Origin of the sequence: Campylobacter sp. W0014 (genome assembly GCF_020135975.1) — a bacterium.
Lineage (GTDB): Bacteria > Campylobacterota > Campylobacteria > Campylobacterales > Campylobacteraceae > Campylobacter_D.
The window spans coordinates 1-24,542 of the sequence record NZ_JACHTR010000020.1 but is presented as its reverse complement, the minus strand read 5'-3'; the positions used below and the strand labels follow the sequence as shown (position 1 = coordinate 24,542).

Below are 24,542 nucleotides of genomic sequence, written 5' to 3'. Positions count from 1 at the left end.
AGGAGGAAATAAATGGATTGTAGAATAGAAGAGATAGCAGCAAAAGCTCTAAAGAAAATGGGAGATGATCGTTATCGCTTATCTTTAGCGGTAGCTAAAAGAGCAGAACAATTAGCTGATGGAGCTATACCTTTGGTTGATATCGATAAAAGTAAATTAAAATTTGCTGATATTGCTTTATTTGAAATAGCAGAAGATAAAATCACTTTAGAGGGTTTAGGTGAGACCGATCGATGAGGATTTGTTATTAGAAAAACTCATTGATGATGTTAAAAATTGCAAGGATTTAACAAGAGCAAAAGAACTTCTTTTTTGCATTTGTGAAAGTGATTCTACTTTAGAAAAAGCAGTAGAATACTGCGTATTTTATCATGAAGGACAAGTGAGAAAAAGCGGTGAGCCTTATGCTATACATCCTATTTTAGTGGCTACTTTGGTTGGCTTTTTGAGTGACAATAAAGCCGCTATTTTGGCAGCTCTTTTGCATGATATTATCGAAGATACTAAATGCACGGAAGAAGAATTAAGCGAAGCCTTTGGACATGATGTTTTAAAATTAGTTTTGGGATTAACCAAAATAATAGAAATTAGAGAAGATAATCTCATTCCTTCAAAATCGAAAAAAAAATTAACCAAATCTGCTTTAACATTTAGAAATATGCTTTTAGCTAGCACCCAAGATGTGTGTGTCCTAATTGTAAAACTTTGCGATAGACTGCACAATATGCTAACCTTGGATGCCTTAAGGGAGGATAAGCAAAAAAGAATTAGCGAGGAAACTCTAGTTGTTTATGCTCCTATAGCTCACAGGCTTGGAATTTCTAGCATTAAGAATTACTTAGAAGACTTAAGTTTTAAATATTTGATGCCTGATGAATATAATATAATAGAAAATTATATTAATTCTAATGATCAGCAAATGCAATTAGGACTTAATGAATTTATTTCAAAAATAGAAATTTTATTTTTGAGCAATGGTTTCAGGCAAGAAAGTTTTAAAATTCAAAAACGCATTAAACATAGTTACTCTATTTATCTTAAAATGCAAAGAAAAGGCATAGGTATAGAAGAAGTGCTTGATTTGTTGGGCGTAAGGATTTTAGTTGAAAAAGTGAGTGATTGTTATTTGGCTTTAGGAATTTTACATACAAATTTCAATCCTTTAATTTCTCGTTTTAAAGACTATATAGCTTTACCAAAGCAAAACGGATATCAAACAATACATACAACACTTTTTGATATAAAAAATATTATCGAAGCACAAATTAGAACTTTTGATATGCATAAAATTGCAGAATTTGGAATTGCTGCTCATTGGAAATATAAAGAAGATGGTAGCGTTGCTGCGCCAAATCTAGATTGGCTAACCGATATTTCAATACAAAGCGCCAATAATCCTCAAAATGCTGAAGATTATAATGCTATTGAACTTTATGAATACGCCAAAGATAGTCTTTATGTAGAAGATGTAGCCGTATATTCTCCAAAAGGAGAGATTTTTACTTTGCCTAGAGGTGCAACAGTTCTTGATTTTGCTTATGAAGTGCATACTAAAATTGGACTTCATGCAAAAAGCGCCTATGTTAATCGGGTTAAAGTTCCTTTGCTTACAGAATTAAAAAATGGAGATATTGTCCGAGTTGTAACGAGTGAAGATAAATTTTATCGTTGTTCGTGGATTGATAGTGTTAAAACAGGAAAAGCTAAAGCTAGTATTAGAGAATTTTGTAAGCAAAAAATGAGAGAAATTAATCTTGCAAGTGCTATTAATATGCTTAGTTTTGTTTTTGGTGTGGATAAAAATAAAATAGAAGCTTGGATAGAAAAGGAAAATTTAGGAAGACGCATACGAGAAGTAGCCAATGATAATACGTATCTTAAAGATATTGTCAATGGACTTAAAAAATATGCAAAAAAATCTTATTGGTTTGATAAATATGAAATTCAAGAATACAATATAGGAAATTTCTTAATCTACTCTAATCGAAAAATAGCCAATGTAGATTTTGACTATTGTTGCCATCCTAAAAGAGGTGATACAGTAGTTGCTTTTGTAGAGCGTGGAAATGCTATTGTGCATCATAAGCTTTGTGATAGAGCAGAAAAAATGATAGAGAAAAAAAGAGATATGGTTTTTATCAAATGGGATTCGAATATACCAAAATCTTATAAACTTCTTTTTTCTTTAGAAAATAAAAAGGGAATTTTAGCAGAGTTTTTAGCAGTTTTAGCTAAAATGCAAATTAATTTATTGACGATCAATTTAGCAAAAGATATAAATTCAACCGTGGATTATTTTGAAATAACAATAGAAATACCGGAAAATATAAATCCAGACAGTGTTCGCGAGAGATTAAAAATTCATTGCAAAATTTTAGATTTTGTATCTTTAAATGATGCTTATAAAGAAAGTTAAAGGATAAAAATGAATATTAAAGATATTTTAGCTGAAATTAAAAGAGGGTGTGCAGAGATCATCGATGAAGAAAAAATAGAATCATTAATAAAAAATTATTATGAAAAGGGTGAAAATTTTTTCGTTAAAGCCGGTTTTGATCCTACAGCACCTGATTTGCATTTAGGGCATAGCGTGGTTTTAAATAAAATGGCTTTTTTGCAAAAACATGGAGCTATAGTACAATTTTTAATCGGTGATTTTACAGGTCAAATTGGAGATCCAAGTGGTAAAAATGCTACAAGAAAAAAATTAGATAAAGAGCAGGTTTTAATCAATGCGAAAACTTATGAAAAACAAGTTTTTAAAATTTTAGATAAAGAAAAAACGCAGATCAAATTTAACTCTGTTTGGCTTAATGAACTTGGAGCTAGTGGTTTAGTAGAGCTTACTTCAACCTTTAGTGTAGCAAGAATGCTTGAACGTGATGATTTTACAAAACGCTTTAAAGAGCAAAATTCTATTAGTATTTGTGAATTTTTATATCCTTTACTTCAAGGCTATGATAGTGTTTTCTTAAAAAGTGATATAGAAATGGGTGGAACTGATCAAAAATTTAATCTTTTAATGGGTAGACATCTTCAAAGAATTTACAATACAAGCAAAGAACAAGCGGTGATAATGATGCCTCTTTTAGAAGGATTAGATGGTATTAATAAAATGAGCAAAAGTTTAAATAATTATATAGGTGTTACAGAAAAGCCTAATGATATGTATGCTAAAATTCTAAGCATTAGCGACGAGTTGATGTTTAGATATTATGAGCTTTTAAGTCAAAAAACTTTAAAAGAACTTGAAGATATAAAAAATGATATAAAAAATGCTAAATTACATCCTAAAAAAGCCAAAGAAAATTTAGCTTTAGAGATTGTTGAGCGTTTTTATACCAAAGAAGATGCAATATTTGCAAAAGAAGAATTTGATAGAATTCATAGTGCTAATGCTTTGCCAAGTGAGATTAAAGAATTTGAATTTAAAGGCGAAAGTATTTGGCTAGCTAAAGCTTTAGTATTGTGTGGATTGGAAAATTCGACCTCTGCTGCAAGAAGAAGCATAGGTGCTAATGCAGTGAGTGTAAATTTGCAAAAAATTAATGATGAACAAATGCAATTAAATACTGGAGAATATATTTTACAAATGGGTAAAAGAAAATTTGCAAAATTAAAGGTTACAGAATGAGTTTTAAATCTCTTCAAATAGGAAAACATTTAATTAAACATCCTATTTTTCAAGGAGGAATGGGTTTAGGTATAAGTTGGGATAAATTAGCTTCAGCTGTGTCTTTAAATGGTGGACTCGGTATTATTTCATCTGTTGGAACAGGATATTATGAAAATCGTTCTTATGTGAGCAAGGAGCTTAATGCTAAACCTTATGGAAGTGAGAATTTTTACTCAAGAAAAGGCTTGCAAGCTTTGATTGATAATGCTAGAAAAGTTTGTGGTGATGCTCCTTTGGGATGTAATATACTTTGTGCAAGTAATGATTATGCAAGGATTGCTAAAGATGCTTGCGAGGTTGGATTTAATGTTATCGTTTCAGGTGCGGGACTTCCAACAAATTTACCAGAATTTACTATGGATTTTCCAGATGTTGCTTTAGTTCCCATTGTTTCGTCAGCCAAGGCCTTAAAAATCATTTGTAAAAGATGGCAAAATCGTTACAATCGTTTGCCAGATGCTGTAGTGCTTGAAGGGCCAAAAAGTGGAGGGCATCAAGGTTTTACCTATGAACAATGTCTTGATCCAAGTTATCAATTAGAAAAATTAATCGCTCCGGTGGTTGAAGAAGCTAAAAATTGGGGTTCATTTCCAGTGATTGCAGCAGGAGGAATTTGGGATAAGAAAGATATTGAAAATGCGATCGCATTGGGTGCGAGCGGAGTGCAAATGGGAACACGTTTTATCGGTACCTTTGAGTGTGATGCTAGCGATGATTTTAAAAATGTTTTACTTTCTTGCAAAAAAGAAGATATAGAACTTATTAAATCTCCAGTTGGATATCCTGCAAGAGGTGTAAGAACTAATTTACTTAATTTGGTCGATAAAAGAATGGGGCCTAAAATAAATTGTATTAGCAATTGTGTAGCGCCTTGTGGTAGAGGAAAAGAGGCTACAAAAGTTGGATATTGTATAGCTGATAGACTTTTTGATGCATGGTCTGGAAAAAAAGAAACAGGATTATTTTTTACAGGAGCAAATGGATATCGCTTGGATAAATTAATCAGTGTTAAAGAATTAATCGATAAGCTTGTTAATGGTGAAGAATGATTAAATTTTTATTTTGCTTTTTTGTTTTTTTTAATTTTTGCTTTGGAGCGTATGAAAAAGAGCTTGATAATTTTGATAATAATTTTATCACGTCTAAAGCCGATGCACAGATAAAATTTCATCAGCAGCTAAAAAGCCTTTATATTCAAAGTGTTATTAATGAAGATGAAAAAACTAAGATAGAACTTTTAAAAAGATTAATTATAAGCTCAAATATTTTAAATTTAGATGATCGATCTTACGCAGAAGAGTTAAAAGAAAGCGGAGTTAGCCAATCAAGCATTAATGCTTTAAGAAAAGCTGTTATAAAAGATAAAAAAAGAAATAATCCTCCAAACAATACTGAAATTTCTACTTTTTCACAAACTCAAAGCCAAAAAAATATTTCCAAAGAAAAAAAAGATCAAGATGTAAATAAAAAGGTAGAAAAAAAACCACAGGTTCAAAATAGTTCCTTAGATACAAAAAAAGAAAATGATAAAATTTATGTTTTAAGCTCAAACAAGATTAGTCAAAGTGTCGAGCTTAAACTAAATACAAATTTAAATGAAAAAGATGTTAAAAGTTTTGTTTTAGATGAAAAAGGCAATTTCCGCCATATCAGTGATTTTAATGGGGTTTTAGAGGGGGGAAAGAAAGAATATAAGATGGATGATTACCGAGTGGTTATCTCCCAATATAATCCAAAGACGATTCGTATTGTGATTTATGCTAAAGAAAGAATTCCTATTGTTTTTGATTTTAATGATAAAAAATTAAAAATTTCAAAACAGTCTAGCACTGTTTTAAAAACTGCAAAAAAGGAAACAATGCAAAAAGATTTGCCAAAAAAACAAGAAATTAAGTCAGTTAAAATACAAAATTCTCAAGATAAAAAACCAAAACAAGGTAGAAAAGATCCTTTGTATGTATTAGATGTTGATAAAATTTCAAATGCAGTAATACTTAATCTAAGTGATACTTTAAGCGATGATGAAATTTCGATTTTTAGCTCCAAAGATCAAAAATTTTTCAGACAAATTATAAGTTTTAAAGGAATTTTAGAAGGTAATCGTAAAAATTTTACCTTTGGCAAAAACAATATTACTATAACACAATATAATCCAAAAACAGTTAGAATTGTTCTTAGCTCTCTAAAAGAATTTGATATTTCTAAAAATTTGGAGAATAAAAGTTTAACTCTGGGTTTTCAAAAAGATAGTAAAAAAATATCTAATAAAAACAATAACAATAATAACAATAAAAATATTTTAAGTTCTAATTTTAAATCAAGAAAAATCATTGTTATTGATGCCGGTCATGGCGGAAAAGATAGTGGAGCTTTAGGCAATAAACAAGGAACTCTTAAAGAAAAAAATGTCGTTTTAAGCACAGCTTTAAAACTTGGAAGCGAGCTTAAAAAAAGAGGTTATAGGGTTCTTTATACTAGGAGCACTGATCAATTTATTAATTTAAGAGATAGAACTAAATTTGCTAATGATAAAAGGGCGGATTTATTTATTTCCGTTCATGCTAATGCGGCACCTAATGCAAAAAAAGCCAAAAGTGCTGAAGGAGTAGAAACTTTCTTTTTGAGTCCTGCTAGAAGTGAAAGAAGTAAAAAAGCAGCTGAAAAAGAGAATCAAGGGGATTTTGAAGAAATCAATTATTTTTCGAAACAAAGTATTTTAAATTTTTTAAATCGTGAAAAAATTGTAGCATCCAACAAGCTCGCTATTGATGTGCAAAAAAATATATTAACTCAAACGCGAAAAAAATACAAAATAGTTGATGGCGGAGTAAGAGAAGCTCCATTTTGGGTTCTTGTTGGAGCACAAATGCCAGCAATTTTAATTGAAATAGGATATATCACCCATCCAAGCGAAGGGCAAAGAATTGCAAGTAAAAATTTTCAAGATATTTTGGCTAAAGGAATTGCTGATGGGGTAGATAGTTATTTCTATCACAATCGCTAAAATGGAAAAAGCAAATATAATTTTTAAAGACAATACTCCATTTTCTCTTGATTTTGATGATTTTTATTTTAATTCACAAGATGGGGTACAAGAGAGTAAGTATATTTACACTGAAGCTTTTAGCTGGAGTGATGAAGAGCAATTTGTTATTGCTGAAACAGGTTTTGGCATAGGACTTAATTTTTTTTTAACCTTAAAAAGATTTTTGAAAGAGCAAAATCATCAAAAAAGATTATTTTATATCAGTATAGAAAAATTTTACATCGATAAAGAAACTTTAAGAGAGATTTATCAAAAACTTGGATTTTATGAAGATTTTAAAGAGATACTTGAACCTTTTTTAAAATTTTATCCTCCTTGTAAAGAAGGATATTATCGATTTTATTTTAAAAATTGCTTTTTAGATCTTGTATTTGATGATATTTCTGTTTTAAAAAAACTTGATTTTAAAGCCAATGTGTGGTTTTTGGATGGTTTTTCTCCGAGTAAAAATTCTGCTATGTTTGATGATAGCGTGTTGTTTGAGATAGCAAGATTATCAAAAAAAGGAACACAAGTTTATACTTTTTCTGCGGCCAGTTTACTTCAAAAAAATCTTCAAAAAAATGGCTTTTGTGTTCAAAAAATTAAAGGATTTAGAAAAAGAGAAATGATCCAAGCTATTTTTGAAAAAAATCAAACAGAACAAAAAATGTTTCAAGAAGCATATTTTCAAAGAGTTTCTCAAAAAATAAAAAATAAAGAAGTAGCAATTATTGGTGCTGGTATTTGTGCAGCGGTTTTAGCATATGAGCTTTCTTTGAGAGGTTTTAAAATCAGCGTTTTTGAAAAAAATACTCGTTTAGGAGAGGGTGCTAGTGGGAATGAAAGTGGAATTTTAAGTTCTTTGATTTTAAAACCAGGTGTTGCTTTGGGTGAGTTTTCCCAACTGGCTTTAATTGAAGCCAATCGTTTTTATCGTCAAATTTTAGATTTAAAATTAGACGGAGTTGTAGAAATTGCACACAATGATTTAATGCAAGAGCGTTTTTTATCTCAAGAAAATAATATTTTATTTGATATTAAAAATAATCAAGCATTTTTACAAGATGGTGGCCATATTAAACCAAAAAGCCTTGTTCGAGTCTTGTTTGAAAAAAGCAAAGCTAAGATTTATTTTAATCATCAATTTAAAAATTATCAGTATGAAAATGGCGCTTTTAAACTTTTTTTTGATGAAATAAAAGATATTTATCAATCAGAAATTTTAATTTATGCCATGGGTGCTGATACTAAAGATTTTATATCCTATGATTTTATGAGTTTAAGCAAAGTTCGTGGTCAAGTTACTCATTTAGAGCCTTTTTGCGATATTCAATATCCATTCTCATCAAAAGCTTATATTTGTCCAAAAAATGAAGGAATTCAAGTTATAGGAGCGAGCTATGATCGTTTGAGTTCCGATTTTAATTCCAAAAGCGAAGATGATAAAGAAAATATTAAAAATATTCAAGAATTTTTAAAGGGGGATGAAAGATTGATTTATAAAGGATCTAAAGTGGGATTTAGGTCTTATTCTAGCGATCGATTTGCGATTATTGGTGCGGCTTATGATGAAAAGTTTTATAAAGAGTGTTATAAAGATTTATTATGGACAAAAAATAAAGAGCAAAAATTACCTCAAAATATCCCTAATCTTTATTTAAATTTTGCTCATGGATCTCGAGCTTTTTCTACAGCTGTATTAGCTGCACGTTATCTTTGTGCTTTGATTGAAAATGAACCTTTATGTATACATAAGGATTTTATTTCTTGTATTCATCCTGCTAGATTTTTGATTAGAAAATTAAAAAAAGGTTTAAAAAAATAAATATAAAAATATTTTTTTATTATTTTAATTTTATTTAATTTTAAATCGTATTGTTCTATCATTAGTATAGTTATTTTATTTTTAAGGAAATTTTCATGATCGATTATAATCAAATAGAGTCTAATTTAACGGCGCTTGAGAAGCTTCCTTCTTTAAATCCTAATTCTTCGATTCCTAAAGCTTTAGAAAAAGCTGGATTTGGCAGAAGGGATTTTATAAAATGGGCAGGAGCTATGACAGCTTTTTTGGCGCTTCCAGCGACTTTTACACCTATGGTGGCAAAGGCTGCAGAATTAGCAGATAGATTGCCTGTTATTTGGCTACATATGGCAGAATGTACAGGTTGTAGTGAAAGTTTATTAAGAAGTGATACGCCTACAATTGATAGTTTGATATTTGATTATATTTCTTTAGAATATCATGAAACTGTAATGGCTGCTGCAGGTTGGCAGGCAGAAGAAAATTTAGAAAATGCGATTAAAAAATATAAGGATCAATATATTTTAATGGTTGAAGGCGGTATTCCATGCGGAGATAAAGAGCATTATCTTACAATAGGGCCTCATGCAAAAACTGGATATGAGCTTAGTAAAGAAGCGAGTGAAAATGCCTATGCGATTTTAGCTATTGGAACCTGTTCTTCTTTTGGGGGAATACAAGCAGCAAGACCAAATCCAAGTAATGCCCAGCCTTTAAGCAAGATTACCCATAAAACAGTGATTAATGTTCCAGGTTGTCCTCCAAGTGAAAAAAATATAGTAGGTAATGTTTTACAACTCTTACTTTTTAAAGAACTCCCAGCACTTGATGTTTATAATAGACCAAAATGGGCTTATGGTTTAAGAATTCACGATCTTTGTGAAAGACGTGGACATTTTGATGCAGGAGAATTTGTCCAAAATTTTGGTGATGAGGGTGCAAAAAATGGTTATTGTCTTTATAAGGTAGGCTGCAAAGGGCCTTATACTTTTAACAATTGTTCAAGAGAGAGATTTAACCAGCATACTTCTTGGCCCATCCAATCAGGACATGGTTGTATAGGATGTTCTGAACCAAATTTTTGGGATAAAATGGGACCTTTTGAGGAACCTTTGGCGAGTCATAAATTTGATACTGTTTTTGGTTTGGGCGCTGATAATGTTTCAGATAAAATAGGTATAGGAGTATTAACACTTACTGGAGTTGCAATTGCTGCTCATGCAGTCATTGCTTCTATGAAAAAAAATGAGGAGTAAGAATGAGTCAAAAAATAATCGTTGATCCAATTACAAGAATAGAAGGACATTTAAGAGTTGAAGTTGTTGTTGATGATAACAATGTAGTAAAAGAAGCTTATGCAGGTTCTACCTTATGGCGTGGTATTGAAACTATTGTTAAAGGAAGAGATCCAAGGGATGCGGGCTTTATGACTCAAAGAATTTGCGGAGTATGTACATTTTCTCATTATAAAGCGGGTATTATGGCTGTTGAAAATGCTTTGGGTATTATTCCTCCTTTAAATGCATTATTGACTAGAACTTTGATGAATGCGGCTCTTTTTTTGCATGATCATATCGTACATTTTTATCAACTTCATGGGCTTGATTGGGCCGATGTAGTAAGTGCTTTAAGTGCGGATCCTAAGAAGGCAAGTGATGAAGCTTTCAAATATACTTCAAATCCTTATGCAACAGGAGCTGATAAACTTCTTGAAGTGCAACAAAGACTTAAAACTTTTGTAGATAAGGGGAATTTAGGACCTTTTGCAAATGCTTATTATGGACATCCAACTTATCGTTTGACTCCTGAAGAAAATCTAATCGTTCTTTCTCATTATTTAGAATGCTTAAGAATTCAAAGAATTATCGCTCAATGTATGGCTATTTTTGGAGCAAAAAATCCACATCCGCAAAGTTTAACCGTTGGAGGTGTAACTTGCGTTATGGATCTTTTAAACCCTTCAAGAATGGGAGAATATATGAGTAAATTTCAAGAAGTGCAAGATTTTGTTAATCGTGCTTATTATCCAGATCTTGTAATGGCTGGAAAAGCTTATGCAAGTGAAGCTAGTGTTTTAAATGATATCGGAGTAAATAATCTATTTACTTTTCAAGAATTTCAACTTGGAAAAAATGAATGGTTATTTGAAAGCGGTATAATTAAAAATGGAGATTTGAGCAAAGTTTATGAGGTGGATGAAAATAAAATTACTGAAGAAGCAACTCATTCTTGGTATGTAGACAATGAACCATTGCATCCTTATGATGGTAAAACAAATCCAAATTATACAGGGCTTGTTGATGGAGATAGTATAGATCATCATGGAAATAAGGTTGATTCTAAGGTTTTTGATACTAAAGGAAAATATAGCTGGATCAAAGCACCACGTTATGAGGGAAACCCAATGCAAGTTGGACCTCTTGCAAATATAGTGATCAATTATGCTAAAGGAAATAAAAATGTTGTTTCAGTAGTTGATGAGTTCTTAAAAGAAACAGGACTTCCATTGAATGCTGTCTTTAGCACTCTTGGAAGAACTGCTACTCGTTGCTTGGAGGCTAAAATTGTAGCTAATAATGCTTTAAGAGCCTTTGATAATTTGGTGGAAAATTTAAAAGTAGATCAAACTACCTGCGCACCTTATACTCCAGATACAAGTAAAATGGTAAATGGTGAATACAGAGGCCGCTATATGGGGCACGTACCAAGAGGAACCTTAAGCCATTGGTGTAGAATAAAAGATGGTGTGATTGAAAATTGGCAAGCCGTAGTTCCTTCAACTTGGAATGCGAGTCCAAAAGATGCTAATGGAGTAGGTGGAAGTTATGAACAATGTTTAATAGGCCTTAAAATAGCTGATGTTAAACAACCGCTTGAGATTATACGCAAAATTCATTCTTATGATCCTTGTATAGCTTGTGCTGTGCATGTTATGGACACCAAAGGAAATAATTTAAGCGAATATAAAGTCAATGTAAATTTATAGGAGGCTTTTTATGAGCAATAAAGAAGAAAAATTACAAAGAAAAGCTGAATATGAATTTAGCATCGGTTTGCGTTTAACGCATTGGATTCGAGCGATTGCTATAGTGATTTTAATAGGAACTGGATACTATATTTCTTATGTATTTCAAAGTCCTATGAGTAGTTTTGAGCCTGTAAATTTTATGCAGGCTAAATATCGTTTAGTTCATCAAGTTGTAGGATTTGTTTTAATTGCTTGTATTATTTTTAAAATTTATCTTTTCTTTTGTGATAAAATCAGTCATAAAGAGCGTGTTTCTATTTTAGATCTTTTTAGTATTAAGCTTTGGATTAATCAAATTAAATTTTATATTTTTTTAGGCAAACATCCACATCTAAGGGGTGTTTATAATCCTTTGCAATTTGTGACTTATTTTTTATTTTATCTTGTGATGCTTGGTATCATTTTAACAGGACTTATTCTTTATACCCATACTTATCATGAAGGTTTAGGTGGAATGCTATATGATCTTTTAAAACCACTTGAAGCGAAATTGGGTGGATTAGCAGAAGTTAGAATTTATCATAGGATTTTAATGTGGGTTGTGATGATTTTTGTTCCTATTCATGTTTATATGGCTATTTTTAATGCTGTTAAAGGTAAAAATGGTGCTATGGATGCAATTTTTAGCGGTTATAAATATGTCAAAGAGGAGAGAAGTTGAAATTCCTTGTGCTTGGCATAGGGAATATTATGTTTGCGGATGAGGGCATAGGGGTTCATGTTTGTAATTTTTTGAAAAAAAATTATGAATTTACTCATCCTATTCATAGTATAGAATTTATAGATGGTGGAACTTTAGCTTTGCAATTAAGCTATATAATTGCAAGTTATGATAGAGTGATTCTAATAGATTGCATTGATGCTGATAATGCAAATATAGGAGATGTATTTTTCTTTCCTTATGAAGCAATGCCAAAAAATCTTAATTGGAGTGGAAGTGCACATGAAGTTGAAATGCTTCAAACCCTTCAATACATGGAATTAATGGGTGATTTACCTCAAACTCAAATTTTAGCTTGCATTCCAAAGCGTATAAAACCAATGAGTTTTCAGCTTTCAAGTGAAATTTTAAAATCAAGCGAAATTATGGAAAAAACTTTGCTAGATTTTTTAAAAAAAGAGGGTTTTGAGTATAAAAAAGTTAAGAATTATTCTTTACAAGAATTAGCAAATAATGCTTATAAAAGTTAGATTTCAATTTTAGTGCGATATTGAATTGCTTTATTTAAAGAAATGGTATCGACATTTTCAAGATTCACTCCACTTGGAATACCTTGAGCAATTTTACTAAATTTGAGATTTAAATTTTTAAATTTGTCTTCAATAAAAAAAATAGTTGCATCCGAGTTGATGCTATGGGGTAAAGCAAAAATTAATTCTTTGCTATTTTGCTTTAATATCATTTCTTCTAGTTTGGATATTTTTTCATTATCTAACTCATCCAGTACAAAATACAACCCATGATAACTTTTACTTTCTTCTATAATAAGAATATCTTTTGGAGTTTCAACGATACATAGAGTTTCTTTGTTTCTTTCCTCATCGGTGCAAATTCCACAAAGTTCGTTTTCACTTAAAGATCCACATTGCTGACAAGGTTTGATAAAACGCAAAGCATTTTCGATATTGTGTGCGAGTTTCATACCTTCAAGTTGATTATTTATGCATATATAATAAGCAAGTCGAATAGCAGTTTTTTTACCTATAGTGGGTAAATTTGAGAAGCTTTCGATTAAATTATTAAATTTTTCTAAATCATTGTTGTGTTTCATTGTGTTTTTTTTCTCCAAAAAAAACTTTAAAACAGTGTTTATTATTTTCATAATAATAGATAATGTCAAAATTATGCAATTTGCATACTTCAAAAACGATATAAAGACCCAAACCCATACCTTTCACTTTTTCGTCTTTTTCTCGAGTAAAGGCTTCAAAATAATATTCTATAGGTTCACTTAATTTTCGTCCTGGATTTTGAATAACAAAATATTGACGATGAGAATATATTTCGCAAGTTCCATCGCTTGAATATTTTAAAGCATTATCAATTAAATTTTTTAAAATCACAGGAAAAATTTCCATATCAACATTAATTAAAGCATCACTTTCTAAGTGAATTTTGACAATTTTATTAAAATCGTCTCTCATTAAATAATTTTTTGCTTCTTCAAGTATCGTGCTAAATTGGATAGGTTTAAAATGTAAATTATAATTTTTTGAAAAAAGATTTTCTATTTTTGCAAATTCATTAATCAAAGAATCCATACGTGAAAATATATCAATCAATCTTTCTTTTTGTTTATCTTCTTTAATCATTTCTGCGATAATTCTTCCTTTGCCAATAGGAGTTTTTAACTCATGCATGATAGTACGTAAAAAAAGTTGTCTTGATTGTATTAGTTCTTGATTTCTGGTAAAAGCTTTTTTAAATTCAAGGGCAATTCTCCCTATTTCATCTTCTTGGTAATCGACAAAATCAGGTTTTTTTCCATTAGCAGCTTCAGCAACTTGTTTTCTAAGTTTCTTAAGAGGTTCAAGGGATTTTAAAACTGAAAAATACATAAAAACAACTAAAAAGGAAAAAAAGAAAAATCCTATTAGTAAAAGATTATAAATTCTATCGTTAATATTTTCTTTATAGAGCTTTTGAAAATCACCACATTGGATATCGATATAAAGATTATTATGATATTTTAAAGAGTTAAAATGACATATTTTATTATTTTTATTATAAAAAAGAATTTCGCCATCTTCTTTAATAGTATGTATTAAATCTGAATTTTTTACAATGGAAAAACCATTGTTATCAAAATAAGTATCTATGTTAAAATTTGGATTGTAAGAGCTTAGCATATTATTAACGAGATTTTTTTGTCTTAAAACCCCTTCTTCAGCATAAGCATTCTCTTCGATTTTTAATAAAACAATAAAAAGAATGCAAACTAGAAGAAAGGTTACAACAAATAAAATAACTAATTTTGTATAGATAGAATATTTTTTTCGAATCATCCTATAAGTTTATATCCTATTCCCCTAACGGAAAAAATGTGTTTTGGGGATTTAGAGCTGTCATTTATTTTAGTTCTTAACCTGCCGATGATAACATCTAAGCTTTTAGAATCTTTATCTTTAAGATTTTTGCAGCGATTAACAAGTTGCTCTCTAGATACACTATAACTGTGCTGCTGGATAAGATATTCTAAAATTTCATATTCGGCTGGAGTTAGAGTTAAAACTTTATCATTGTAACTAATTTCATGTCTTCTTTCGTCAATTTTGAAAGCAGAATTGATATTTTCATTATTAGAAGTTTCAATTCTTTTTGCGCGACGAATCAGACTAGTGATTCTTGCATACATTTCCTTAGGATCATAAGGTTTAGGAAGATAATCGTCTGCACCGATTTGAAGTCCTACTACTTTGTCACTAAGATCTCCCCTAGCCGAAGAAACGATAATAGGAATATTGTTTTTTTGTCTGATTTCCCTACAGACTTCAAGTCCGTCTATTCCAGGTAGAGTTAAATCTAAAATCAAACAATCATAACCATGCATACCCATGCTTAAGGCTTCTTTAGGGGTTTCAAAATTTGTGATTTTTATATTAAATTGAGCTAAATATTCGGATAAAAGTTGTGCAAAATCAGGATCATCTTCTATCATTAATACGTTAATCATTTAATATTTTCCTTCATTAATTATTTTAGTGTTTTAATAATATTTGCATAATTTTATTTAAATTTTGATAAATTATTGAGTTTATTTTTGCTAAAATTAGCTTTTTTGATATTTTTTATTACAAAAATTAAGGATTTGATATGGAATTGGATTATTATGAGATTTTAGAAATTACGCAAAGTGCTGATAAAGATACAATAAAAAAAGCCTACAGAAAAATGGCTTTAAAATATCATCCAGATAGAAATCAAGGAGATAAAGAAGCTGAAGACAAATTTAAATTAGTTAATGAAGCTTATGAAGTTTTAAGCAATGATGAAAAACGCGCTATTTATGATAGATATGGTAAAGATGGATTAAAGGGAGGAGGCTTTGGAAGTACTTCTGGTTTTGGAGGTTTTGAGGATTTAGGAGATATTTTTTCTAGTTTTTTTGGCGATGGTTTTGGCCGTTCATCACGTCGTAAGAAAACAAGTGATGAAAAATTTGCAAGTGATTTGATTGTTAATTTAAGATTGAGTTTTAAAGAAGCTATATTTGGATGTAAAAAAAATATAGATTTTGTTTATAAAAATTCTTGTAAAACTTGTCAAGGAACAGGATCCAAAGATGGAAAACTTCAAACTTGTCCTAAATGTAAAGGAAGTGGACAAGTAGGAATTTCTCAAGGCTTTATAACTTTTGCACAAACTTGTCCAGAATGCCAAGGTAGCGGAGAAAGTATTCGTGAAAAATGTAGCGATTGTAAGGGTAAAGGTTATGAAGAGATAAAAGATCAAGTTGAAATTAGTATCCCAGAAGGTGTAGATAGTGGGATAAATTTAAGAGTTAATTCTAAAGGCAATATGAGTAAAAATAGCTCTAGAGGTGATTTGTACGTTAAGATTATTGTTGATGAGGATAAAACTTTTATAAGAGATGAAAATGATATATATATAGAATATCCAGTATTTTTTACTCAAGCCATTTTAGGACAGAGTGTAAAAGTTCCTACTATACGAGGAGAAGCGGTTTTAAATTTACCTAAAGGCGCTAAAGATGGTCAAAGATTTGTTCTCGAAAAAGAAGGAGTAAAGGATGTTCATAGCTCTTATATAGGTAATCAAATCGTTCAAATTTCTATTAAATTTCCGAGTTCTTTAAATGATGAGCAAAAAGAGCTTTTAGAAAAACTCAGTGAAAGTTTTGGGATTAAAGATGGTATGCATCAAGAACAAAAAGGATTTTTTGAAAAAATAGCTGATTGGTTTAAATCTTAAAGCCAATCAAAAAATATTTTTAAAAATAATAATTAAAACTTATAGATTTTTTTAACAAAAATGAAAGATTTTTTAGGCATAAAAAAAGCTAGGTTTTATAAAACCTAGCTTTAAAATTTTTCATTCTAAGCGATTCTTAGAATTTGTAAAGAGCTTGAAGTCTTACAGCGTTGTGATCACCTTTATCACCATGATCTCTATCTACATTTACATAAGAATAGAATGCTGAGAAGTCAAGTTTTGGAGAATATTTGTAATCTACTCTTGCAACTGCTTCTAATTTTTTACCACCTTCGTGAATATCTGTTTTAGTTCCACCGTATACGAAATCACCACCTACGCGAACTGTTTCGTTGAAAGTATAACCAGCTGTAACATAACCAAAGATATTTCTACCAACGCTACCATTTAATTGAGAACCATCAGTATAGAAAATTTCTTGACCAGCTAGTAAAGAACCAAGATTTCCTTGATCTTCAATTACAGTTACACTTGCTTTTTCTTTATCACCGTAGTATAAACCACCAAGACTAGCATCCCAACCATTTACTTCGATAGTGCCTCTTAAAGCAAAGAAATTACCACCTGTTGCACTATCTTTTCCGAAAGCATCTTTAAGTTTATTATCTAAAGAGTTTCCTAAATAAGCACCCTCAAGTGTCCAATTTACACCATCAAAAATAGTTGTGTTATAAGCTACATCTAAAGCATACATGAAAGCGTTTTCATCCATATAAGCTAACCATAATTGTGGATTTAGTTGTCCACTAAGAGCTTCATAAGAACCTATAGCAGCAGCACCATAGATATTTTTATCCCAATTTAAATAAGGGCTAGCATCGCTATCTCCATATTTTTGTTGACTTCCAACAACTTTTTCATTAAAGCTATCCATTGCAAAAGCAGCTAAAGTTAAACCATCAATGCTATTATTTACTACTTTTACACCTGTTCCAACTAAACCATCGATTTCGTTATCTGTCCAGATAGTGTTAAGTTGTTGTTTACCAGCGATTACGCTTGTAGCTACATCTTCGTTTGTATAAGTTAAGTATAATTGGCGAACATGTAATCCATCACTTGTATTGCTGATATTGTTTTTTCCAAATCCGCCATCTTTTGAATTGTAGTCAAATTGAACAAAAGTTTTGAAGTTATCAGCTATGGCAGCGCTGAAATTAATTTGTGCTCTATATAAGTGGTTTTGTTTGCTAGTAATTAAATCACTTTTGCCGCCAGGAAATTTTTTATCAAAAGAACCTGATTCATATCTGTATCTTAATACTCCAGATACATCGATATTTTTAATAGCTTCTTCTACTGGAGTAGCACTAGCTACAGAAAAAGCACCTGCAGTAAGAGCTGCAACTAAACTAAGTTTAACTAGTTTCATGAGAATTCTCCTTCTTAAAATTAAAATTAAAACGATGTAATTGTAGCATAAAAAACAAGAGTTTATCTTAAAAAATACTTAAAGTTTATTTTGAATTTAATTTTGAAGCTGTAAAAAAATAAAAGCTAGCTAGATTTAAAAGCTAGCTAGAATGTAATTTTAAGGAGTTTTCTTATGAATGTTTGTATTCGTTTGTAAGTATAAAAATTAAAAGTAAATGATAAGTAATTATAAAAATTTTAAATCTTATTTTGAATTTTTATAAAAATTTATTTTTATGATTTTAACTTTTTTAATAAATCATTGGCATTTATAAAACCTGTAATTTTTAATTTTTCTTTACCATTTTCAAAAAAAATCAAAACAGGAGGCCCAAAAACATTGAATTGTTTCATTGTTTTTATATCTTCACTATTGTTTTGACTGACATCAACTTTGATTAATTTATATTTTTTAACTTGATCAATAATTCTTTGATCGCTAAAAGTAAGTTCATCTAAGAGTTTGCAATTTTCACACCAAGATGCTGTAAAATCAAGCATTAAAGCTTGATTGTTTTTTATTTCTTGATTGATTTGATCAAGATTGTTTATAAAATGATAATTTAAAGTTTGATTTTCTTGTTTTGTGCTAAAGTTTAAAGGGTTTAAAAAGTCTTTTGCTCCAAAAAGTCCACCTAGAAACAAACAAAGAGAATAGCTTAAAACTAAAATCAAAATGCTTTTTTTAATTTTGGTAAAAGTATCAAGAGCTTTTTCAAAAATTCCCATAAAAACACTAAAAAATACACCTAAAATTCCAAAGGCTATTAAAATATAATGAGTCTCTACGATACGAGAGAGTATCCAAATAGCCATTGCAAGCATAATAAAGCCAAAAAATACTTTTATTTTTTCCATCCAAGCGCCAGGTTTTAAAAATCCTAAACCTAAACCTATAAAAAGCAAAGGAATTCCCATGCCAAAACTCATTATAAAAAGTGCGCTTCCACCAAGCAATGCATCTTTGGTATTTGCTATGTATATTAAGGCTCCAGCTAAAGGGGCTGCAACGCAAGGTCCTACGATCAAAGCAGATAAAAAGCCCATGATGGCTATACCTATAATGCCTTTTTTATTATTGCTTTTTTTGTGTATGAAATTTTGAAATTTTAAAGGCATTTCAAAACGTAAAACATCAAACATCGCAAGTGCAAAAAGAACAAAAATTAATGCAAAAATAATTAAAACACTAGGTTTTTGCAAAATTCCTTGAACACTTGCACCTAAAAAACTCGCAATCACTCCAGCAATAGCGTATGCTAAAGACATAAAAAATACATAAATAAAAGAAAGAAAAAAGCTGTGTTTTTTAGAATTTTTACCCTCGCTTTTTGCGATTAATAAGGAAGATAAAATAGGGATCATAGGTAAAATACAAGGTGTGAGAGAAAGTAAAATTCCATAGCCAAAAAAACTAAGCAAAATCCAAAAAAGATTATTTGTAGCTAGAAAATTAGCGATCATTCCTTCTTCGGATTGGGAATTAAAATCTTTTTTAGGTTTGATTTGTTTGTAAGGTTTTGAAACTGAAAATTGGTTATTTTGGTGTGTTAGATCTAGATACCAAATTTGAGGGTTGTAACATAAACCTTGTTTGGAACAGCCTTGAAATTCGAATTTGATTTGATTGAGATTTTTTTTAGTATAATGTTCTAAAAGTAAATTGGGCAAGGCTAAATTTAATTCTTTAAAATATACTTTTTCGTTATTTTCTTCAACACTTGGGGGAAAATTTAAAAAAGATGTTATATCTTTGTCATTAATGTGGAGTTTGATTTTGTTTGCGTATAGATAAATATCTTGTCCTAATTTTACATCGATGATAATGGAACTATCGTATTTTTTTGAATCAACTTGAAAAGCGTCATTTAAGGATAAAATGGAAGCAAATGAAATGCAAAAATTTAATAAAAGTATTATAATAAAACGCAATTATTTTTCCTTTTTAGAATGTGTTTTTGATTGAAATTATATTTTTTTGTAGTAAATTAAAAAAGCTTTTTTGTTAAAAATAAAAATTATAATACTTTAATTTATATTTAAACGTTAAAAATTTACAATAATTCACAAAAAATTCACTTTCAAGCTTTAAATATTGATTAATAATAATTAATAAGGTTTTTAATGAAAAAAAAGATTATTTTTATAGTGGTGTTTTTGATTGTTATTCTTAGCGGGATTTATTATTGGTTTTTTTATGATAAGGAAAAGGTGACTTATCTCACCCAAAAAATACAAAGAGAAAATATATCTCAATCCATAGAAGCTATAGGAAAAGTTTATGCTAAAGATCAAGTTGATGTTGGAGCTCAAGTTAGTGGACAAATTTTAAAACTTTACGTGGATGTGGGTTCTTATGTCAAGCAAGGTGATTTGATCGCTCAAATTGATAAAGATAAGCAGCAAAATGATTTGGATATTACAAAAGCAGAACTTCAAAGCGCTAAGGCAAATTTAGAAAGCAAAAAGGTTGCTTTAGATATCGCTTTAAAACAATACGAAAGAGAAAAGAAGCTTTATGCTTTAAAGGCGACTTCTTTAGAGAATTTAGAAAGTCAAAAAAATAATTATTACACTCTTAAAGCTAATGTTGCCGATCTTAATGCGCAAGTTGTTCAGCTTGAAATCACACTTAAAAATGCTCAAAAAGATTTAGATTATACTACGATAACCGCTCCGATTAATGGGGTGATTATCAATGTAGCAGTTGATGAAGGACAAACTGTTAATGCAAATCAAAACACACCTACTATAGTTCGCATAGCTAATTTAGATGAAATGGAAGTGAGAATGGAAGTTGCCGAAGCGGATGTGAGTAAGATAAAAGTAGGAACAGAACTTAATTTTTCTTTACTAAGTGATCCTCAAAAGACTTATCATGCTAAAATAGAAAGCATCGATCCAGCTGATACTGAAGTGAGTGATTCGAGTTCAAATTCAGATTCAAGTTCTTCTAGTTCAACTTCTAATGCGATTTATTATTATGCTAAATTTTATGTTCCAAATAAGGATAATTTTTTACGTATAGGCATGAGTGTTGAAAATGAGATCATTGTTGCGAGTGCTAAAAATGTGATTGTTGTTCCAAACTATGCGATTAAAAACGATGAAAAAGGTTATTATGTTGAGGTTTTAGAAAATGATGAAGCCGTTAAAAAATACGTTAAACTTGGGATTAAAGATGCTATTAATACTGAAATTTTACAAGGTGTGAGCGAAGATGAGAATTTAATACTTAGCTCTAGTGCCGATGGACTTGCATCAAAAATTAAATTGAGATTTTAATGATTTGCTTAAGAAATATCTATAAAAATATAGGTAAAAATGCTATTTTAAAAAATATCAATCTTGATATAGAAAAGGGTGAATTTGTAGCAATTATCGGTCAAAGTGGAAGCGGAAAAACTTCTTTGCTTAATATCATAGGAACTTTGGATAGTCCAAGCAGTGGAAATTATTTATTAGATGAGTATGAGGTTACTAATCTTAACCATGATGAAAAAGCCAGATTAAGACGTGAAAAAATAGGTTTTATTTTTCAGCGTTATAATCTTTTAAATTTATTTAACTCTAGTGAGAATGTTTCTTTGCCTGCTATTTATGCGGGTAAAAATGCGCAAGAGAGAAAGCAAAGATCTAAAGAGCTTTTAAGTGATCTTGAACTAGGTCATAAGCTTTACTCTAAGCCTAATGAATTAAGTGGCGGGCAGCAACAACGCGTTTCTATAGCAAGAGCTTTGATGAATGGCGGAGAATTGATTTTAGCTGATGAACCAACTGGAGCTTTAGATAGTAAAAGTGGGATCATGGTGCTTGAAATTTTACAAAAATTAAATAAGCAAGGTCATACTATTGTTTTAGTGACTCATGATCCTAAAATCGCCCAACAAGCTAAAAGAGTTATTGAAATAAAAGATGGTGAAATTTTAAGCGATAGTAAAGAGAAAAAAAGCACAAATGATCAAAAAATTACCCCTAGAGTGATGACGAAAGAAAGAAAAACTTTAGCTTTGCTTAAAAATCAAGCTTTTGAATGCTTTAAAATTGCTTATTCTTCTATAATTGCACATAAGTTGCGTTCTATTTTAACGATGCTTGGTATTATTATAGGGATTGCCTCTGTAGTTTGTGTCGTGGCTTTAGGGCTTGGCTCACAAGCTAGAGTTTTGCAATCCATCTCTGATCTTGGTACAAGTAGTATAGAGATCTTTCCAGGTAAAGGATTTGGAGATTTGCGTTCGGGCAAGACGAGGCTTAATTTTAGTGATCTAAAAACTTTAAAAAGCTTAAATTTTTTAGAAGCTGTGGATGCTTATACTAGCTCTTCGGGCGTGGCAACTTATAGTAATATTTCTTTAAATGCTAAGGCTGAAGGAGTAGGGGTTAATAATTTTGCTATTGATGGCTTAAAGATTAATGTAGGAAGAATTTTAAGCGAAGATGAGGTGCAGCATAGTTCAAATGTTGTCGTTCTTGATTTTAACGCTAAAAAGAATTTATTTCCAGAATTAAGCAATGAAGATGTTTTAGGCCGAGTGGTGATTTTTGATTCTCAACCTTTTAAAATTATAGGAATTTTGAAAAAAGATCAAAATAAAATATTTGATGATAATGTTGTGCGTCTTTACATTCCTTATACAACGCTTATGAATAAAATCACTGGGGATAAAAAATTGCGTGAAATTATTGTTAAGGTTAAAGATGATATGGATTCTACTTTAGCTGAAAGTGCAATTATACGTGTTTTAACCCTTAAAAGAGGGCAAAAAGATTTCTTCACTTTCAATTCTGACACTTTTAGAAAAACCTATACAGCAAATAAAAAAACAACAACAATACTTACAATTTGTGTAGCGATCATCGCTCTTGTGGTTGGGGGAATTGGTGTGATGAATATCATGCTTGTTTCTGTGAGTGAAAGAACAAGAGAAATTGGAATTCGTATGGCTATAGGAGCTAGGAGAGAAGATATTATGATGCAATTTTTAATTGAAGCGATTATGATATGCACTATAGGAGCGATTTTGGGGGTTATTTTATCTGTATTTGTGATCTTTGCTTTTAATCATTTAAGCACTGATTTTCCGATGATTTTAAATACATATTCTATACTTTTAGGCCTTTTAAGTTCAATTTTAATCGGGGTGATTTTTGGATTTTTTCCTGCCAAAAATGCGGCGAATTTAAATCCTATCCATGCTTTATCAAAGGAATAAAATGAAAATTTTAATCAGCTTTTTAATTGGTTTTTTTATAACAGCTTGTGGGACAAAATTGGTTTTGCCTAAAGAGCCTTCGATAAAGCAGAGTGATTTAAAGGATTTAAATATAAGTTATGAATGGTACAAAGCTTATGATAATAAGCGTTTGGATGAATTTATAGATTATGTTTTAAAAAACAATAGTGATGTTAAAGTGGCGAGATTAAATTTATTGAGTGCTTTGGCTAGGGCTGATTTGATTGATTATGATTTATATCCGAGTTTAAATGCTAATTTGGGATTTGCAAAGAGTAAAAATTTAAATTCAGGATTAGAGAGTAAAAATTTTAATAATGCTTTAAATTTAAGTTATGAATTAGACATTTATGGAAAGATAAGAGATAGTGCAAAAGCAAGTGAATTTAGTGCAAAAGCAAGTCAATATGATTTGCAAAATTTGAAAATTAGCATGGTTAATACAGCTTTAAATGATGTTTTTGAACTTGCTTATTTTAACGATATGCAAAATTTACTTGAACAATATTTTCAAAATTTAACTCAAATGAAAGAACTTTATACTTATAAATATGATCTTGGAAAGATAGAAGAACTTGATTTGCTGAATTTAGAGCAAAGCGCTTTAAAAGCAAAGCAAAATCTTTTAAGCAATGAGCAAAATAGAAATTTATTGATTAAAAATTTGCAAGATTTATTAGGTAAAAAAGAGGGGTTTTCTTATATAGAGTATTTTAAAACCTTGTCTTTGTCTGATTTTAAAGAGCTGAAGCCTGAATTTAATATTCCTTTAAAAACACTTGCTTATCGTCCGGATGTACAAGCTAAGATTAACAATCTAAAATCTGCTTTTAAAGATTATACTTCCATGCAAAAATCTATATTGCCAAGTATTTCTTTAGGCGGAATTTTAAATGGCAGTGATGAAAATTTTAATAATAGCTTTAAATTTGAAATTTTAAGTGGAAATATCAAAATTTCTCTTCCTTTTCTTGATTATGGTAGAGTGCGTCAAAATATCAAAATTTCAGAATTTGAATACGATAAACTTTTAGTAGAATATGAACAAATTTTACAAAGTGCGATTAATGAATATGAGCTTAATTATAAGGATTATCAAAGCAATATTTCGCTTTTAAAAAATTTAGAAGATATTAATACAAAACAAAAATTAATTGAAAAAGCTTATTATGAAAAATATAATTTAGGAAAAAGTGAGTTGAAAGATTATTTAGATGCCGCCAATGCTTTAAATTCTAGCGAAGAAGAACTTTTAAGAGCAAAATTTAATCTTTATAAAACGATCAATTTATATTATCAAATCACTGCTATAGGAGAAAAATCTTTTTAATTTTTCTAATTTAAAACCAAGTAAAGATAAACAATCCAAGTAAAGCAAAAAACAAAACTATACAAAACAAAA

The 24,542-nt window shown here is 30.0% G+C and carries 19 protein-coding genes; 14 read left to right on the top strand and 5 right to left on the bottom strand.

The features are described from left to right. The first annotated feature begins 12 nt into the window (after positions 1–12). The 10 genes from H2277_RS06835 to H2277_RS06790 all read left to right on the top strand — a co-directional run bounded on the left by H2277_RS06835 (position 13) and on the right by H2277_RS06790 (position 12,727). The gene (locus H2277_RS06835; protein WP_337201595.1) at positions 13–237 is read left to right on the top strand and encodes a DNA-directed RNA polymerase subunit omega; all 225 of its coding nucleotides are present in this window, start codon (positions 13–15) and stop codon (positions 235–237) included. After that, positions 221–2,416 carry a bifunctional (p)ppGpp synthetase/guanosine-3',5'-bis(diphosphate) 3'-pyrophosphohydrolase gene (locus H2277_RS06830; protein WP_337201594.1) on the top strand — a complete coding sequence of 732 codons (2,196 nt, stop codon included), beginning with the start codon at positions 221–223 and terminating at the stop codon, positions 2,414–2,416. Before H2277_RS06835 ends, H2277_RS06830 begins: the two co-directional genes overlap by 17 nt. 9 nt (positions 2,417–2,425) lie before the next feature. After that, complete coding sequence (gene tyrS, locus H2277_RS06825) at positions 2,426–3,634, top strand: tyrosine--tRNA ligase (RefSeq protein WP_337201593.1); 1,209 nt, start codon at positions 2,426–2,428, stop codon at positions 3,632–3,634. Beyond that, positions 3,631–4,725 (top strand): nitronate monooxygenase family protein, encoded by a 1,095-nt coding sequence (locus tag H2277_RS06820; RefSeq protein WP_337201592.1) that lies wholly within the window; start codon positions 3,631–3,633, stop codon positions 4,723–4,725. The genes tyrS and H2277_RS06820 overlap by 4 nt, the downstream gene beginning before the upstream one ends. Next, positions 4,722–6,680: an N-acetylmuramoyl-L-alanine amidase gene (locus tag H2277_RS06815; protein WP_337201591.1), complete on the top strand. Its 1,959-nt coding sequence runs from the start codon at positions 4,722–4,724 to the stop codon at positions 6,678–6,680. The genes H2277_RS06820 and H2277_RS06815 overlap by 4 nt, the downstream gene beginning before the upstream one ends. A 1-nt stretch (position 6,681) precedes the next feature. Then, positions 6,682–8,529 (top strand): bifunctional tRNA (5-methylaminomethyl-2-thiouridine)(34)-methyltransferase MnmD/FAD-dependent 5-carboxymethylaminomethyl-2-thiouridine(34) oxidoreductase MnmC, encoded by a 1,848-nt coding sequence (mnmC, locus tag H2277_RS06810; protein ID WP_337201590.1) that lies wholly within the window; start codon positions 6,682–6,684, stop codon positions 8,527–8,529. Positions 8,530–8,624: 95 nt separating this feature from the next. Next, positions 8,625–9,764 carry a hydrogenase small subunit gene (locus H2277_RS06805; RefSeq protein ID WP_337201589.1) on the top strand — a complete coding sequence of 380 codons (1,140 nt, stop codon included), beginning with the start codon at positions 8,625–8,627 and terminating at the stop codon, positions 9,762–9,764. Positions 9,765–9,766: 2 nt separating this feature from the next. Next, positions 9,767–11,494: a nickel-dependent hydrogenase large subunit gene (locus H2277_RS06800; RefSeq protein WP_337201588.1), complete on the top strand. Its 1,728-nt coding sequence runs from the start codon at positions 9,767–9,769 to the stop codon at positions 11,492–11,494. A gap of 10 nt (positions 11,495–11,504) precedes the next feature. Further along, complete coding sequence (gene cybH, locus H2277_RS06795) at positions 11,505–12,197, top strand: Ni/Fe-hydrogenase, b-type cytochrome subunit (protein ID WP_337201587.1); 693 nt, start codon at positions 11,505–11,507, stop codon at positions 12,195–12,197. Further along, positions 12,194–12,727, top strand: a complete 534-nt coding sequence (locus H2277_RS06790) for a HyaD/HybD family hydrogenase maturation endopeptidase (protein ID WP_337201586.1) — start codon at positions 12,194–12,196, stop codon at positions 12,725–12,727. Before cybH ends, H2277_RS06790 begins: the two co-directional genes overlap by 4 nt. Here the strand turns inward: H2277_RS06790 and recR are convergent. Genes recR through H2277_RS06775 form a run of 3 tightly spaced genes read right to left on the bottom strand, consistent with a single transcriptional unit; the run spans position 12,724 to position 15,210 of the window. Further along, positions 12,724–13,308 (bottom strand): recombination mediator RecR, encoded by a 585-nt coding sequence (recR, locus tag H2277_RS06785; protein WP_337201585.1) that lies wholly within the window; start codon positions 13,306–13,308, stop codon positions 12,724–12,726. The two genes, H2277_RS06790 and recR, sit on opposite strands and share 4 nt — an antisense overlap. Next, positions 13,292–14,539: an ArsS family sensor histidine kinase gene (locus H2277_RS06780; protein WP_337201604.1), complete on the bottom strand. Its 1,248-nt coding sequence runs from the start codon at positions 14,537–14,539 to the stop codon at positions 13,292–13,294. Before H2277_RS06780 ends, recR begins: the two co-directional genes overlap by 17 nt. Continuing rightward, a complete protein-coding gene (locus H2277_RS06775; protein WP_337201584.1) occupies positions 14,539–15,210 on the bottom strand; it encodes a response regulator transcription factor in 672 nt (223 codons plus the stop codon). Before H2277_RS06775 ends, H2277_RS06780 begins: the two co-directional genes overlap by 1 nt. A 140-nt stretch (positions 15,211–15,350) precedes the next feature. On the opposite strand from H2277_RS06775, the gene dnaJ reads away from it, so the two are divergent. Beyond that, positions 15,351–16,469: a molecular chaperone DnaJ gene (dnaJ, locus tag H2277_RS06770; protein ID WP_337201583.1), complete on the top strand. Its 1,119-nt coding sequence runs from the start codon at positions 15,351–15,353 to the stop codon at positions 16,467–16,469. Positions 16,470–16,605: 136 nt separating this feature from the next. On the opposite strand, the gene H2277_RS06765 is transcribed toward dnaJ, so the two are convergent. Together H2277_RS06765 and dsbD are read right to left on the bottom strand one after the other, a co-directional pair. Continuing rightward, a complete protein-coding gene (locus H2277_RS06765; protein WP_337201582.1) occupies positions 16,606–17,862 on the bottom strand; it encodes a major outer membrane protein in 1,257 nt (418 codons plus the stop codon). A 275-nt stretch (positions 17,863–18,137) separates the two neighbouring features. After that, entirely contained in the window at positions 18,138–19,835 is a 1,698-nt protein-coding gene (dsbD, locus tag H2277_RS06760; protein ID WP_337201581.1) for a protein-disulfide reductase DsbD, read from the bottom strand. 192 nt (positions 19,836–20,027) lie between these two features. On the opposite strand from dsbD, the gene H2277_RS06755 reads away from it, so the two are divergent. Genes H2277_RS06755 through H2277_RS06745 form a run of 3 tightly spaced genes read left to right on the top strand, consistent with a single transcriptional unit; the run spans position 20,028 to position 24,470 of the window. Further along, entirely contained in the window at positions 20,028–21,188 is a 1,161-nt protein-coding gene (locus H2277_RS06755) for an efflux RND transporter periplasmic adaptor subunit (RefSeq protein ID WP_337201580.1), read from the top strand. Further along, positions 21,188–23,119: an ABC transporter permease gene (locus H2277_RS06750; RefSeq protein WP_337201579.1), complete on the top strand. Its 1,932-nt coding sequence runs from the start codon at positions 21,188–21,190 to the stop codon at positions 23,117–23,119. Before H2277_RS06755 ends, H2277_RS06750 begins: the two co-directional genes overlap by 1 nt. A 1-nt stretch (position 23,120) precedes the next feature. Next, the gene (locus H2277_RS06745) at positions 23,121–24,470 is read left to right on the top strand and encodes a TolC family protein (protein ID WP_337201578.1); all 1,350 of its coding nucleotides are present in this window, start codon (positions 23,121–23,123) and stop codon (positions 24,468–24,470) included. Positions 24,471–24,542 lie beyond the last annotated feature (72 nt).

Coding starts and splice junctions, on each gene's coding strand:
- H2277_RS06805 (WP_337201589.1), top strand. CDS start 8,625: ATGATCGATTATAATCAAATAGAGTCTAATTTAACGGCGCTTGAGAAG.
- H2277_RS06775 (WP_337201584.1), bottom strand. CDS start 15,210: ATGATTAACGTATTAATGATAGAAGATGATCCTGATTTTGCACAACTT.
- H2277_RS06765 (WP_337201582.1), bottom strand. CDS start 17,862: ATGAAACTAGTTAAACTTAGTTTAGTTGCAGCTCTTACTGCAGGTGCT.
- H2277_RS06745 (WP_337201578.1), top strand. CDS start 23,121: ATGAAAATTTTAATCAGCTTTTTAATTGGTTTTTTTATAACAGCTTGT.
- recR (WP_337201585.1), bottom strand. CDS start 13,308: ATGAAACACAACAATGATTTAGAAAAATTTAATAATTTAATCGAAAGC.
- cybH (WP_337201587.1), top strand. CDS start 11,505: ATGAGCAATAAAGAAGAAAAATTACAAAGAAAAGCTGAATATGAATTT.
- dnaJ (WP_337201583.1), top strand. CDS start 15,351: ATGGAATTGGATTATTATGAGATTTTAGAAATTACGCAAAGTGCTGAT.
- H2277_RS06835 (WP_337201595.1), top strand. CDS start 13: ATGGATTGTAGAATAGAAGAGATAGCAGCAAAAGCTCTAAAGAAAATG.
- tyrS (WP_337201593.1), top strand. CDS start 2,426: ATGAATATTAAAGATATTTTAGCTGAAATTAAAAGAGGGTGTGCAGAG.
- H2277_RS06820 (WP_337201592.1), top strand. CDS start 3,631: ATGAGTTTTAAATCTCTTCAAATAGGAAAACATTTAATTAAACATCCT.
- H2277_RS06800 (WP_337201588.1), top strand. CDS start 9,767: ATGAGTCAAAAAATAATCGTTGATCCAATTACAAGAATAGAAGGACAT.
- H2277_RS06815 (WP_337201591.1), top strand. CDS start 4,722: ATGATTAAATTTTTATTTTGCTTTTTTGTTTTTTTTAATTTTTGCTTT.
- H2277_RS06750 (WP_337201579.1), top strand. CDS start 21,188: ATGATTTGCTTAAGAAATATCTATAAAAATATAGGTAAAAATGCTATT.
- mnmC (WP_337201590.1), top strand. CDS start 6,682: ATGGAAAAAGCAAATATAATTTTTAAAGACAATACTCCATTTTCTCTT.
- H2277_RS06755 (WP_337201580.1), top strand. CDS start 20,028: ATGAAAAAAAAGATTATTTTTATAGTGGTGTTTTTGATTGTTATTCTT.